This is a genomic window from Ruegeria sp. AD9, from assembly GCF_056542305.1.
Genome location: NZ_JBQFZP010000026.1, coordinates 18,173 through 31,305, shown reverse-complemented (window position 1 = coordinate 31,305; position 13,133 = coordinate 18,173). Strand labels below are relative to the sequence as shown.

General features: G+C 51.6%; 13 protein-coding genes. 7 read left to right on the top strand and 6 right to left on the bottom strand.

What is annotated here, in order from left to right; all coding sequences use genetic code 11:
- Positions 1-199 precede the first annotated feature (199 nt).
- A complete protein-coding gene (locus ACR0AM_RS20465; protein WP_480623877.1) occupies positions 200-1,129 on the bottom strand; it encodes an SdiA-regulated domain-containing protein in 930 nt (309 codons plus the stop codon).
- A 177-nt stretch (positions 1,130-1,306) separates the two neighbouring features.
- Here ACR0AM_RS20465 and ACR0AM_RS20460 point away from each other — a divergent pair, with 177 nt between their 5' ends.
- Positions 1,307-2,065, top strand: coding sequence for a hypothetical protein (locus ACR0AM_RS20460; RefSeq protein WP_480623876.1), 759 nt, complete (start codon positions 1,307-1,309; stop codon positions 2,063-2,065).
- Here ACR0AM_RS20460 and ACR0AM_RS20455 read toward each other — a convergent pair whose 3' ends face one another.
- The 5 genes from ACR0AM_RS20455 to ACR0AM_RS20435 form a co-directional block, all read right to left on the bottom strand.
- On the bottom strand, positions 2,066-2,935 hold the full coding sequence (locus tag ACR0AM_RS20455) for a metallophosphoesterase family protein (protein ID WP_480607440.1): 870 nt from the start codon (positions 2,933-2,935) through the stop codon (positions 2,066-2,068). It abuts the gene before it with no gap.
- Between the two features lie 61 nt (positions 2,936-2,996).
- Positions 2,997-4,430 carry a hypothetical protein gene (locus ACR0AM_RS20450; protein WP_480607443.1) on the bottom strand — a complete coding sequence of 478 codons (1,434 nt, stop codon included), beginning with the start codon at positions 4,428-4,430 and terminating at the stop codon, positions 2,997-2,999.
- 1,359 nt (positions 4,431-5,789) lie between these two features.
- A complete protein-coding gene (locus ACR0AM_RS20445) occupies positions 5,790-6,404 on the bottom strand; it encodes a hypothetical protein (RefSeq protein WP_480623875.1) in 615 nt (204 codons plus the stop codon).
- Between the two features lie 55 nt (positions 6,405-6,459).
- Positions 6,460-6,759 (bottom strand): hypothetical protein, encoded by a 300-nt coding sequence (locus tag ACR0AM_RS20440; protein WP_480474852.1) that lies wholly within the window; start codon positions 6,757-6,759, stop codon positions 6,460-6,462.
- A 363-nt stretch (positions 6,760-7,122) separates the two neighbouring features.
- Entirely contained in the window at positions 7,123-7,422 is a 300-nt protein-coding gene (locus tag ACR0AM_RS20435) for a hypothetical protein (RefSeq protein WP_480474853.1), read from the bottom strand.
- Between the two features lie 564 nt (positions 7,423-7,986).
- On the opposite strand from ACR0AM_RS20435, the gene ACR0AM_RS20430 reads away from it, so the two are divergent.
- The 6 genes from ACR0AM_RS20430 to ACR0AM_RS20405 all read left to right on the top strand — a co-directional run bounded on the left by ACR0AM_RS20430 (position 7,987) and on the right by ACR0AM_RS20405 (position 13,000).
- Entirely contained in the window at positions 7,987-8,502 is a 516-nt protein-coding gene (locus tag ACR0AM_RS20430; protein WP_480474854.1) for a DUF805 domain-containing protein, read from the top strand.
- Between the two features lie 73 nt (positions 8,503-8,575).
- On the top strand, positions 8,576-9,346 hold the full coding sequence (locus tag ACR0AM_RS20425) for a hypothetical protein (RefSeq protein ID WP_480623874.1): 771 nt from the start codon (positions 8,576-8,578) through the stop codon (positions 9,344-9,346).
- Positions 9,330-9,866 carry a hypothetical protein gene (locus ACR0AM_RS20420; protein WP_480474856.1) on the top strand — a complete coding sequence of 179 codons (537 nt, stop codon included), beginning with the start codon at positions 9,330-9,332 and terminating at the stop codon, positions 9,864-9,866. Before ACR0AM_RS20425 ends, ACR0AM_RS20420 begins: the two co-directional genes overlap by 17 nt.
- Positions 9,867-10,553: 687 nt before the next feature.
- Positions 10,554-10,793 (top strand): hypothetical protein, encoded by a 240-nt coding sequence (locus tag ACR0AM_RS20415; RefSeq protein ID WP_480521193.1) that lies wholly within the window; start codon positions 10,554-10,556, stop codon positions 10,791-10,793.
- Complete coding sequence (locus ACR0AM_RS20410) at positions 10,790-12,259, top strand: flavin-containing monooxygenase (RefSeq protein ID WP_480555936.1); 1,470 nt, start codon at positions 10,790-10,792, stop codon at positions 12,257-12,259. The genes ACR0AM_RS20415 and ACR0AM_RS20410 overlap by 4 nt, the downstream gene beginning before the upstream one ends.
- Positions 12,260-12,547: 288 nt before the next feature.
- Positions 12,548-13,000, top strand: a complete 453-nt coding sequence (locus tag ACR0AM_RS20405) for an adenylate/guanylate cyclase domain-containing protein (RefSeq protein ID WP_480607468.1) — start codon at positions 12,548-12,550, stop codon at positions 12,998-13,000.
- Positions 13,001-13,133 lie beyond the last annotated feature (133 nt).

Sequence of the window (13,133 nt, the reverse complement as noted above, 5' to 3'; positions counted from 1 at the left end):
CATCAGAACGCGGCGTAGATTGAAACTACGGCGAGCCTGATCCTCCTAAGCCAATCAAACGCTCGTGTTCCAAATCATTCGATGACGGACACACAGTGAACAGAACGCGGATTTACTTAATATGCCGCACATACGACGGCGCTCAATTACACAACCCGGCTTTTCAACAAGTTAGAGTAGAGAACTAGTAGAACAGTCCTCACAATTCCGGTTGCTCAAAAACATAAAGCCGCGATTTCTTGGCATCGTCTGTCAGGATATAGAGAAGCCCTCTGGTCTCATCGAGGGCGATCCCTTCGGGATGTTTAACTTCTTTTTGTTTTCCATCTTCTGTGAACGTCAAACTGATAGACTTTACGGACTTGGACTCTGGATTGTAGACGAAGATCTGACGGCTTTTGTCACTCACAATCCAAAGAGAACGCGAGGACCGGGACCATGCCAGGCCACTCAAATCCAGTTCATCATCATCTATACGCTCGGAGATAAAACCTGCATCGCGGGCTAAAGGAATGATCTCAATAATTTCGTCTAGCTCTGGCGATAACACCATTAACAACCTTGGTTGTCCCTCAATGCCAACGAAGACCCGCCCGGATTCCGGGTCAACGGCGATGCCTTCGGGTCCCTTGTTCAATGGGTTGCCGACGAGTAATGCAGCGGCGGTCGGGTAACCTTTAAGAGATGCGAGAGGTATTGTCGTCAGTTGAATGGGGTCAGTTGGGTGAACGACTAGGATTGATCGGTCAGTTTCTTGAAGCACCAAAACAGACCCATCCTTTCGAGGTGCAACACCCTCCAAATCTGATCCTGCCAATGCTGGCAACTTGAAAGAGTTTCCTAATACCCCGTCGACTCCGAGTAGGTGCAGTTTAGGTTCGGCATCACTTACAGACCACAAGAAGCCTTCGGCGTTGGAAAGAGACAATCCGGAAGGCTCCGAGAAGCCTTCCGATTTATCCGCCACCTTGAAGGAGTCGATGAGTGTCAAACCGTGACTCTCGGCATGGGCGAGCTCGATCCATGCCAGAAGTGCAACAGTAGCGCTTGCAAAAGAAGCCTGTGTTCCAAGCTTGGGCAAGCACCGCAAAAACCCAAGTTTCAACCGAAGCAGCTTTTGTTCTGACATTGGATTTTCTCACGCTTGGACCACATCCCAGTGTCAGCGTTCGTATCACAGTCCGGATGCTTTGTCCGAAGAATGCATGGTAATCTCTTTACCTGATCCCGCCTATTGCGATTGAATTAGACAAGATTTGCCTTTGGCGGAACACAATCTGCTAGAGTAGGTAGGAAGGAAGTTAAGTTGAACAAGACTTTCCCACTTATGGCCGGGTTATTGGTGATGCTGTTGCCAAGTGCTGCGTTGTCACAAATCGACCCCGCGACGATGCTGGCCGGCAATTCAGAGTCGGAAATACTTATCGAACGACGTTGGACACAGTTTCGGGGCAAACAGGAACTGTATTTTTTCACTCTCGACGTCATCGTAACTGTCATATTGACTGGACTAATCGTTTATCACCCTGTGAGGCGGAGAGCCCGCAGAAGTGTCAGCGATATCGTCATGCCGCGACTGTTCTTCCTATACGCGCTTGTTGGCATGGCGGTTGGGTTTCTGGTCGTACAGCACGGATCGATGATTGGGTTCGTGATTTTTGGAATTGGAGCTCTGTTAAGGTTCCGATCAAATATGGATGACCCGGTCGACACGGTGGAAATGATTATAGTCACCGTGCTTGGGCTGGCGGTAGGGCTGGGCTTGCCCTTGATGGCCACACTGGTTGCGGTTGTATGTTGGTGTTTCATTTGGTTGGGTGGCCGAAACAAAGGTGTGGAAATCTTACTAAAGGGTTCTGACGAAGAGCACTCATTGAAAGTCAGCGGAGACATTGAAACTATGGCCGCAGACGCTGGCTGGAAGCTGGTCAGAAAACACCACGTTCCCGGAAAATCTCGCGTCTCATTGCTTTTCATCACATCGGGTGGGCTTTCAGAAGCCCGGATCGAAGAGATGATAAACGATCTTGTCCCAGAGAAAGTTGAGCTGAAACTCAACCTCTAGTCACTTCACAAGGTCCAAACGTTTCAACACAGCATTTGGGGATCTGATCTCTTTCGGGAGCGACTTGAAGTTTACCGACCTTTCGAATTCAGGCCCCCGGTACACTGCTATCCCAAACTCTCCATTCGGCTGGAACGTAACATGAGTGAAGCTGTGAGATGATCTGGCTTTTGAGCCGATGAGCCGTCGCGGGCCACCTCCCAAACAAGCTTGGGAAACATAAGCCACACCGTCTTTCCAGCCTGGGTAGAAGGCATGATGGTGGCCTGACAGATGCAGAACGACACCGCTTTCTAGGTAAATTTTTTCAAGTGTTGGGTCACCGATGATTTCGCGTTCGCGCTGGATCGCGAACGGCCAAAGTGGGAGGTGACTGAAAGTAACAATCGGGTCTCCGTCTGCACCCAATTCCCCAAGTCGGTCCTGTTGATCACCGGATAGCGGCCCTAAGGTCGTTGCATCCAGAGATGCAAACGTTACGCCCTGCATCTCAAACGCGTAGAAGAACGGGTAGTCATCCGAAACCAGGAAATCGACGTCTGGTTTTCTTGGTATCCATTCCTCTGCGTATATTTTTCTTTCACGCTCGAACCCACTGTAGGCGGAGGCATCATGGTTTCCAGGCGTGACAGCAAATGGAATTCCGGCAGCCGCTAAAGGATCTGATACGGCCTCGTGAAACGCCTTCCACATCTCTCTGACCTGTTTGTCTGACAAGTTGGGAATGCGCTGTCCCGCGACCATATCGCCCGTCGAAATCACCAAATCGGGATCAATCTCGACTACCCGCTCAATCGCTTTGTCGACGCGGGCATCGTATTTCACCGAACCATAGCTGCCGTTCAGATCCGATATGACGATAACATCCAATGCCGCCGCTTTGCAGGCGATCAGAGCGGTCCAAATGAACGCCGCAAAAAGCGTAGAAAGCCTACGTGTCATTACAATCCACTGTCTCTACCTCGGTGTCGTTTCTCAAAAAGAATGCGACAGGATCCAAGTCGAACATCAAATCACCATTAGAACAATTGTTCTGGAGGATGGACGTTGCCAGCGCGGTATTTTTGACGGCTTGTGCAATCTGACTGTCTGAAAGCCCAAGGCTTAGCGACAGCCAGTCATAAACCGGGCCTTGGGTTTGAAGGTCGCTATTCAATGCAACCAAGCGCCGGTACGTGCTTGGAGAGAAGTGCCGCATTTTCTCTAGCATTTGAGTAGATTTCGCGAAGTTAGCATACTCGACCCGCCCACCAGCATCGTTGTCGTTTAGATTGCTGCGACGGATTAATAATGCCTCGGCGGGAATATCTCCATCATTCGGCTGATGGTGCTTGGCTTTCTTATGCTTCAGCTTTCCGTCTTCGACCCAATACCAATAGGGTGTGAAGTCTATGTTTCCTACGCGGTCCTGCTGGCTAAAGATGAAATCGAGGAGAACAATCTCGGTAAGTTCTTGCATCCAAAATGCCATCTGTTGGTCGCTGACATCGGGACCGAGATCCTTGTTGATCATCCGGTCTTTTCGGCCTTCTCCGACGCCCTCTGCAATGGCCTCAGACAATGGTTTTGAAGAACGCAAAGCCAAGAAAGCGGGGGTTTCCTGAAAATCACGGTTTTGGCCTTTCCCCCAACCAGATTTACGGGTGCCGTTGATTTCCGAGCCGTATCGATGCCCAGGGCTATCAAGCAGTACACCATATATTTGCGTTCGATCCGATGTGAATAGATCATCGGTCGGTTGGTATGAGTTCGGGTCGGCATCCGCAGCTGCGAAGACACGCCAGCCTTCGTGGTTCATGCGCCCGCCATGAGAGCCACCGGAAATCGCAAGACCAGGCTCTGCGACCTCGGAAAAATGCGCCTGGGCGTCCATGCTGCGCCAAACCGCGACTGGAACTTTGACAGTCGTGTCGAAATACCTGGAGAAATGATAGTAAAGCAGCGAAGAAGTGGAAAACGTTCCACTGGTGCCCTTTTGGTTCATGGTGGACTTGAATTTAGCCACCCTGTCTTTGGCCAGATCTTTTGCCAACTTGCCCTCTTTGCAAGCGTTTCTCTCGAATTCAGAACGGTTCCCCATGTAGGGTCCTTCCGAAATATCGTAGACGGCCATTCCTGGGCTAGTGCTCCAGGTTTTTGGGCAAATAGCAATTTCAGAGGCATAGAAATCGATCTCGCAATAGGCTGTTTCTTCCTCAAGATCGCTGTTCTTGTACTCGCCCGTTGGAACTTTTTCGATCCGAATACAACGTTCAGAAACGCCGTTGGGACTATCAAATGTTGTGGCTTCACCGAGAACTTCGTCGTTCGCCCACAAGACAGTGGGTGCGATGAAAGCAAGTGGCCCCAGAAGATTGAACTTCATTTGGATAGTCCTCCCGGTATCATTTAGGGCAAATCGCTGCCTGTTGTTCGGTGGAGATTTTTAACTTTGGGTCGACACTGAAGTTGGAGAATTTTGTGTCAATCCACTTGTCGCATCCGCCTGAACAAGGCGCCCCGTTTCGGGCGTCATTCCAATATTCCTTGGCCCTTTCTTCCGTCCAACCGCAAAACTGAACGAGCGCCATTGCCGACAATGCGCCCGAGGAATGAACGCCCCACATGCAGTGCACCAGAACAGGGCCCTTTCCATGGTTTTCAATCACCTCGTGTATGGACGCCATGACAGCATCGGGTCGGGAGGATCTGGCGCTTTGATAGTCGAAAGATCCGTTTCCGCAACTGGTGCGACCGTATTGAGTGTTTTTGCCGAAGTCCGCATAAAACCCGGTTGAAAACCCCTCATCGCACAGGGTTTCGCGCTGAACGTTACTCAGACCCGTTCGATCCTTGTCACCGCCTTTGAAGCCAGAGCGATACAAAACTCCGCTCAAGACCGGGCGAAAGAAAGCGACGCCATCAACACCTCCGTCGCCACCCTTTGAAAGCATTTGACTGTTGCTTGGGCCACCGTTTCGACTGGTTACGTCAGAATTTGCAGTAGTTGCAAGAACACCAATGAATATCAGTGACGTCAAAAACCGCATGCCAGCTCCTTTCTATTTTTGAGCCTGTTATGATCAAACTCTTCCCACTTTGTAATCTATTGGAGCGGCTCATTCTCGAGATCCATTTCAAGTGGGTGATAAGCCTTCCGCCATGCAGCGTTAAATTGGCCACACCAGGTTGATGATAAAGACGACCACGAAGTAGGCCAGAAAAACTTTCCAGTTCCATCGGTGTTTGCTTTCTTCGTTGATCACGCCGGACGACTTCAATGCCAGGTTTGTAACAATCAGAGCGACAACGATGACCGCCGCATGTGCCAGATCAAAATGCGTACTAGTGCTCCCTATTGCGGATGTTAGATCGATGAAAATGTGTCAGCAGTCACCTGATGGCAGCATAGCTACATCTGAGTACCTTCCCTCAGATGTTGTGATCCGAGCACATGCACCAGTATTCGTGTTAAACCAGTACGAGGTCAGCCCTTCGCTTCGGATGAGTTCAAATCCGAGACTCTGGATGCCCATTTCAGCCTGTCCCGCTCTTGCCCCTTCAAATGACGAAAGATCGCTAGAGCTGCCCACAGTTGGTGCACTTGCATCCACCGATCCGCCACTCTCATCGCATGCCGCGAGCGCAGCAATACACGCCGTGCCTATCACCAATAGGACCTTGGATTTCATCTTTTCGCTCCTTGCAGTATTGGACTTGAGATCCAGGATTTCTGGTCGATAACCTATTCAATTCCGAAAATTACGTTGTAGTCGACGGAAGAGTTGCTGCGATTGATAACCTCCACAACATGATCACCGGATTGCCAAAGCTGTCCTCGATACTCATTGTCCGCCGACATCAATCCCAACAGTTCAGAACCATCGGGGTTACGAATGACGTAGTCCAAGGAGCCATTTCGCGGAGCAACGCGGACGTAAAGGAACTGTTCGTTCTTTGCACCGAGAAGGTATTGCTGCGACGCTCCGGGCGCGAGTTGGCCAACAAGTTCGGCGCCAGTGGAGCCGGCATCGAATTTGACACGTTGGTTACCGGTAGAGCCGGGGGCACCTGCCATGGCGCCACCGCCATCATCCATCGCCTCGACAACCGACATCTCGCCAATGCTTCCATCCTTGTACGCGATACAGCGCCAAAGCGTTCCGCCTGCGTCGCGTAGCATGACGAGCGTACCTGCTTCCGAGAACTCTGAGCTTTCTATCGTACCGGATTGACCGTCTGGTCCACCAACCTGCCGCAAATGGTCGATGCAAGCGTCGTCGGCGTCTGACATGGCCAGCGCGGCTGTTCCGCTGATCGCAAGTACAGGAGTGACAAGGTTCATTAGACTACGTTTCACAAGCAGGTCCTCTTTTGGTCTATCCTTGATGTTCTGTTCCTCGTGGGCAGGAACCTTATTTCGCATCCCTCAACTTTGATAGAAACTCATCGCATGCCTGTGCGCTGCCGACGACCTCGTCTATCGTTTCAAGTCCTTGCAGTGTTGCCATCTCGGAATTTACGCGATTGAGGATCTGATCCGCTTGCTCGGCGGTGATCAGATTTTCAGCTTGTGCTCCTTTCAATGTGGTGCAGTCACCGGCGGACAAGCCTGTCGCAACGCCAACACCCACCGCGGCGCCGCCACCCAGGGTCATCGCCCCAACCACGCCGAGGACGAGCCCGATCACAATACCCAAGATCACTTTTCCCATGTTTTCCTCCCTTTTGGTGAGGATAAGCGCGGCTATTACTGCCGGCGCAAACCGTGTGCCCATCTGCAAATCAAGACCAGCGCCAACAGGTTGAGCACCGGTGCGAGCGCCGCGAACCACGGTTTGGCCGCCTCTGAGATCGAGTCCGCTACAAGTATCCAAGGTAGCCCCAACGGCAGAAGGAACACCCCGGACAAAGGGTCTCTTTCCTGTCCCAACCAGCCAAATGTGCCCGTCAAGAATGCAATCAACGCCAACAGGTAAAGGATCGCGAATACAATGATGGTGGTTCTACAAACCAAGTCGAACCTCAGCAGATCAAGCCAGTGCTGCGCAGCCGTTTTCGGCTACGCAGCAGACTGGTCACAATGCGCCTTCGTCGCCCAGGAACTCGATACCAGCTGTTGCTCCATCACTGTAGGCAATACAATTCCAAGGAGCACGATCCTCACCAACGCCGACAGTGACTTGTGTTCCCGCCTCGCTAAACGCGGATGAGAGCACCACGACTTGCGAATTGTTCGTTGTGCTAGCTACATCTCGCAAACATGCTTGCTGAGCCGGCGTGAGCTCGGCGGGCGCGCTTGATGTACTCGTATCGTCGCAGGCCGCAAGCAGTGCGAAACAAGTTGCGCCCGCAATCTTCACCATCTTGTTGGTCATTTTCTTCTCCCTCTGGGTTCGTTGAAATTAATCAAATTGGATGTGCTTGTTTGAATCTCTCGTATCTGGACAGCCAATGGAAAATACCTCGACCCTGTGACTATCTTGCCCAAAACCTGCCGCGGAGGGCTTTTTCGACGGAACGATTTTTCGTTGACTGCCGAGACCGCCAACAACGCGTGATGCCCGAATGGCGCCACTGGAAAAAGCTAAAGCGAACTCTGGAGGGAGGGCTAGTTCGTTAAGTCCAAGCATCGCGTCCTCCCAACGCTCGATCAATGTAGAAGGCCTTCCGACCGCCAGCACTCACTCCAGCAGTCGGAAGGGCTCGGCACAGCGAGCAGCAGCGACCACAACGGAGGTAAAATAAAGTTGTGTCGAATTCGAATGTTTGAATCTTATTCTTCATAAATCAATATTTTTTTGTAAACTTCTTTACGCTCTCGTACGATAGGCTTCTGCTTTTAAACAAAAAGGTAGGTGGGAGCACTCATAAGGGAGAATGTGTTCTTTTGGGTCGGCGACGCGTTCTGAGTTCGCACAGAAACTAAGAAAGGATTGAAAATGGGGTTTGTTGAAGCCGTTAAAACGTGTTTCTCGAAATACTTCCAGTTCTCCGGTCGGGCTATACGCTCAGAATACTGGTGGTTCTTCTTGTTTGTGGTTCTCGTGAGTGCTGCTTTAGCTGTGCTGGATACGATCATATTCGGGACCAACCCCGAAACGGGGCAAGGATCTCGGGTTCTGTCCTTTGTTTTCCAACTTGCAGTTATCATACCTATGCTGGCCGCCGGTTGGCGGAGGCTGCATGATACAGGACGACCTGGCTGGTATTTGCTGCTGCCGATGGCGCTCAGCATTACAACGCTTTTTGTTATGTTGGGTGGGGTGGCGTTCTTCTCGGTGTTGGAGCAAGGGACCGAAAACCCCGATGCATTACGAGGACCCGCCGCAGTCCTGGGCGTAACCGGTATTGTTGTTGTCTCAATTCTTCAATTGGTTCTGTCCATCTTGATGATCTGGTGGCTGACACGACCTTCGGAAGAAGGCGCAAACGAATACGGCGCACCTGATTCCTGATCTGGTGGCCGGGGCGGCGGGCCGGATTCTCTGCTGAATGAAAGTGCGAAACGCAACAAAATGGAGAGAGAAAATGAGTTTCAAGACGATTTCCATTGGAGCGCTAATGATAGTAATAGCAACCACGGCATCGGCGGAGTGGTCGTTCAGTTCCGGGCCCAACCCCAATGCCTTTATTCAGACCGGAAACATGACGCTGGAGCTTCAGTGTAATCGTATCCGCTTTGCTCCGGCTGGATATGAGGATAGCCAGGACATCGTGGAAAAGCAGGGGCTCTCCATTCGTTTTTTGAAGAACGGCACCACCGAGGTTGGTGCATTTCAGGTTGGCGCAGAAAACGCTGCCATGCAGATCGTCGACAACTATCCCGTCGAGGTCAGTTTCAATAGTCAAGAGGACTATGGTTTTGTACTGGACCAGCTTGCGGCCAATGCAACAGTTAATCTGTCGATGATTGATCAAGATGTAAGCTACGGGATCTTTGACTTGAAAGGTTCCGGCGCGGCAATTCGGTCCCTTCGTTCTGCCTGCGATTCAGGTGCTAGCCAGTGGGCCTCCTACGAAGCACCCGAAGGCATTGTCTATTGTGGTGGCGGAGCGATAAAACGCCAGATCGAATATGTAATTCTGGACAACCCGGAGGGGGAGTGGGACGCGCGAGTAACGGTCAACGGCGAGTCGATCAGAGCCATGACGGCCTACAGTTACTTTGGAAACTCTGTGCCGCCCGCCGGATTTGTCGTCGCCCTGCTTGGGGAGGACAGGTCCGAGTTTCTGATTTTTAGCGAAGGCTCGGCAAACTGGCTGGAATATGGGGACTATAGGTATGATCAGTGCAATTGATACCTCCTTCCAACCAGCTTCCCAAATAGCGCGTCAGATGAAATGTTTGCTCGCCGGAGTTATGCTTGCTTCGGGCCTTGTTTGGACCTCACCAGCTGTCGCGGCTGATGTATCGCAACTTCCGTCCGGTTTGCAGGCGAAGGTTGATCTGGCGGCACGAGCCTGCGCGGAGTTCAACGATGGTCAGTTTGACATAGCCTGGGGCGCGGTTGAAAGGGTCGATCTCGACGGAGATCTACAACGCGACTGGGTTCTGAATGAGGCTGGTTTTGCGTGTTCGAGCGCCGCATCTCTTTACTGCGGAACTGGCGGATGCATGTCGCACTTTTGGGTTAGCGAAGAGGTGCACTCCTTGCTCAACCAAGGCTGGACAGTCGTTGATTTTGGGCGCCAACGCGTTGTCGTCGCAGATATTCATGGATCCAATTGCGGCGGAATAAACCCAACCCCTTGCGTCACAGCCAATGTTTGGGATGCGGAAAGCAAGACATGGCGCTCGTCAGCTGGCGATTGGGAGTAAACTGCATTTGGGCACCGTATAAAAGCCTGAGAGCCTGTTTGTTCGATGGGTTCTCTGTGGCACGCAAACTTATGGGCAAATCGTGCAAAGTTATGCGCAAATACCGCGCAGAGTTATGGGCAAGCTTCCAAGATTTTCTTCAATGAAATCAATGTTGGGAATGCAGCGTTATGAGCGCACCTACACGGTTTGTAGGTTTGCGCATAACACTTCGCATACCCCATAAGTTTGCGTAGTTTGCCCATAGTTTTGCGCTGCGCGATTGTCTGCCTTAGTGATGAATTCAATCAGTTTTTGGCTTAGTCGTTGCGGTAATGGCCCTTTGCGTTGCGCGATCTCGCAAAGGGCCTCCCTAAGGAACCTTGGTTTCCATGCGGCCTTTTTGCTTGGATTCTCGCTAAGGTCTGCGATGCGCAGAAAGCAGACTTTGCAAAGTTTGTCGACGTGTATCTTCCTGACACCAATCTCGCTACCAAGTGCTGCTGCGGCTTCCTCCAATAGCTCATTGAAACAGGCTGTAGGGACAATCTTGGTACGAACGGGCAAGCTAAGATTTTGAACGAGTTCTCAGGGGCATGACGGCAACGGCGACTTCGATGCCGTCTGTGATTTCAAAAGCGCCAATGGTCGCCTTGCTTTCTAAAACTGTGATTTCGTGATATCCTGATATCGCCTTGGGGGGCTGTTATGGGCGATTTCTTTTGGATTGGAACAGCAATCGGCGCTGCGATTGGGCTTCTCAATATGTTGTTCATTTTGCGTTCTCGCCTCGGTCAGACCGGGTTAAATCAAGCAAAGACAATTTGGCAAGGCCTGTGGGTATGGGCGCTATGGACTGTGTTCGGTGCCTATGTTCTGGCGCTCTGGCTTGTGGGTGTCGTTCTCTTGGGCTTAACGCGAATTTTGCGACGGGGAACTGAGGCATGAAAGTAGGGGAGGTAAAAACCGCCGCTATCATTGGTGCGGGGGTTTCCGGGCTTGCTACTGCAAAATGCCTGACGAGGGTTGGGATCCACTGCACTGTTTTTGATCGCAATCCGTACCTTGGTGGTGTCTGGGCGGATGGATACCACGATTTTGGCGTTCAGGTGCAAAAGGACCTGTACGAGTTCCCGGATTTTCCGCTTTCCGAAGAAGCGTCTCATTTCACTCCGGGGCCGGTCTTTCGAGAGTATCTGGAGGATTATTGCGATCATTTCGGAATACGAGAGTGCTTACGGTTAGGCACCCGCGTCACCTTGATTGAGCGCAAAACTGACGGGTGGTTACTTGAGGTTAGTGGCTCCGAAGGATCTGAAGATGTTGAAGTCGATCTCGTTGTCGTTGCAACCGGGCTCTATTCAGAGACACCAAATGTCCCGAACATTCCCAAACGTGAAGATTTTGGAGGAGAAGTCCTTCACGCCAGCGAATTTAAAGACATATCGCAACTCAAAGGTCGTCGTGTCGCTGTAATCGGTTACGGAAAAAGTGCCACAGATATAGCGGGTTCGGCTGTGGGTGTCGCGGAAAAGGTTCACCTCGTATTCCGAACCGCACACTGGCCTGTTCCGCGCAAATTGCTGGGTGTTCTTCCTTTCAAATGGGGAATGCTGACACGCCTTGTTGCAGCCCTGATCCCTCCGTATGTGAGACCCAGCCCAATCGTGCGCGCTATCCACTCAATAGGATATCCGTTGCCCTGGCTGTTCTGGCGTATCGTAGAACTGCTGCTCAGTACCCAGCAACGATTGCGAACGCAAATCGCACGTGGTGAGACCCTGATGCCTGAGACGCCTGTCGAATTCGACGCGTTTACGGAAGTAACTATGGTTCCACGTCCTGAGCTCATCGACTTTATCCGATCTGGTAAGATTTCTGCACATCGAACAGGTGTGAGTGCATTCTCTTCCAGCGGAATCGACCTTGCGGATGGGGATTCTCTTGAGGTCGATTGTGTCGTCTTCGGCACGGGCTGGAAGACCGGCTACCCATATCTACCGAAGTCGATACTCAACTCTTTGGATGATGGGCCGGATGGGTTCTATTTATACCGGCATGTCCTACACCCCTCGGTGCCAAACCTTGCATTCGTGGGTCGGGCGTCCTCCTTCATGAGTGTGACGACCTTCGCGCTTCAGGCCAAATGGCTTGCGGAAGTCGTTGCAGGTCGTGTGCTCCTACCGGATGCTGAGGCCATGCAAAGCGATATCGATGCGCTAAAGTCCTGGAAACAATCATGGATGCCAGAAGGGCCGGGACGTTCCGCCACACTTCTGCTTCACATGTTCCACTATCACGATGAACTCCTACTCGACATGAGTGTAGACCCACTTCGCAAACGCGGTATCCTGGCGCCGATTTCTGAACTGATTGTGCCTTATCGTGCGGCCGACTTTCGAGACGTAGCCTAAGCGATTTGTACGAGAAGCCCCTAATATCCTTGTGACACTTCTTTAAAATGGATGCGCGGGAGGGTTTTTGTTTGGAACGACACCTAGCGGCAATACTCGCAGCTGACATTGTTGACTATAGCGCGCTGTCAGTACTGACGAGCAAGCCGCTTTGCACGCTAACAAGGGTCACTTTAGAGCGCTGGAGCCGTATATCGGATTGAATGGCGGGCGCCTGTTCAAAAAGACCGGTGACGGTTTTTTGCATAGTTTTCTTCGGTTTTGGATGCGGTGGCGTGTGCGGAAACGATGCAGCGTCAGATGGTTGAGCGGAACGCGGCACGCGGGCAAATCCCGGAGGTTCAATTTCGTATGGGAATTCACGCGGGTGATGTTTTTGATGACAACGGTGATGTTCTTGGTGACGGCGTCAACATCGCGGCCCGGCTGGAAGGTCTGGCTCCTCCCGTAGGCATTATCGTTTCAATGGGGGTATACGAAGACGTCATAGGTAAGGTGGATATTGCGTTCGCAGAAATAGGATCGCAATACTTGAAGAATATCGCGCGCACTGTGACAGCCTACTCTGTTCAGACTTCATTCGTCACCACGCGCCCAGCAGCTCAATCTCGCCCTGACAAACCTCCCGTGGCCGTATTGCGTTTGAAAATCTGCCGTCTGACGCAGAGCAGGACTATTTCGCAGAAGGTATTACCGAAGACATTATTACCAGCTTGTCCAGAGTGCCCTGGACATTCGTAGTCGCCCAAAACTCTTCTTTTTCTTACAAAGGGCTTTCTGTTGATGTGCGTCGTATAGGCCGTGAACTTGGTGTCCGCTACGTGCTGGAGGGTTCTGATTGTGGAGTTGGTAACCGGTTGGGTGTGACTGGAAA

Bases quoted from the DNA above. Each gene is read 5' to 3' on its own strand.
- ACR0AM_RS20415 (WP_480521193.1), top strand. From the start codon at position 10,554: ATGGGCGATTTCTTTTGGATTGGAACAGCAATCGGCGCTGCGATTGGG.
- ACR0AM_RS20410 (WP_480555936.1), top strand. From the start codon at position 10,790: ATGAAAGTAGGGGAGGTAAAAACCGCCGCTATCATTGGTGCGGGGGTT.
- ACR0AM_RS20405 (WP_480607468.1), top strand. From the start codon at position 12,548: ATGCAGCGTCAGATGGTTGAGCGGAACGCGGCACGCGGGCAAATCCCG.
- ACR0AM_RS20425 (WP_480623874.1), top strand. From the start codon at position 8,576: ATGAGTTTCAAGACGATTTCCATTGGAGCGCTAATGATAGTAATAGCA.
- ACR0AM_RS20420 (WP_480474856.1), top strand. From the start codon at position 9,330: ATGATCAGTGCAATTGATACCTCCTTCCAACCAGCTTCCCAAATAGCG.
- ACR0AM_RS20465 (WP_480623877.1), bottom strand. From the start codon at position 1,129: ATGTCAGAACAAAAGCTGCTTCGGTTGAAACTTGGGTTTTTGCGGTGC.
- ACR0AM_RS20435 (WP_480474853.1), bottom strand. From the start codon at position 7,422: ATGACCAACAAGATGGTGAAGATTGCGGGCGCAACTTGTTTCGCACTG.
- ACR0AM_RS20440 (WP_480474852.1), bottom strand. From the start codon at position 6,759: ATGGGAAAAGTGATCTTGGGTATTGTGATCGGGCTCGTCCTCGGCGTG.
- ACR0AM_RS20450 (WP_480607443.1), bottom strand. From the start codon at position 4,430: ATGAAGTTCAATCTTCTGGGGCCACTTGCTTTCATCGCACCCACTGTC.
- ACR0AM_RS20430 (WP_480474854.1), top strand. From the start codon at position 7,987: ATGGGGTTTGTTGAAGCCGTTAAAACGTGTTTCTCGAAATACTTCCAG.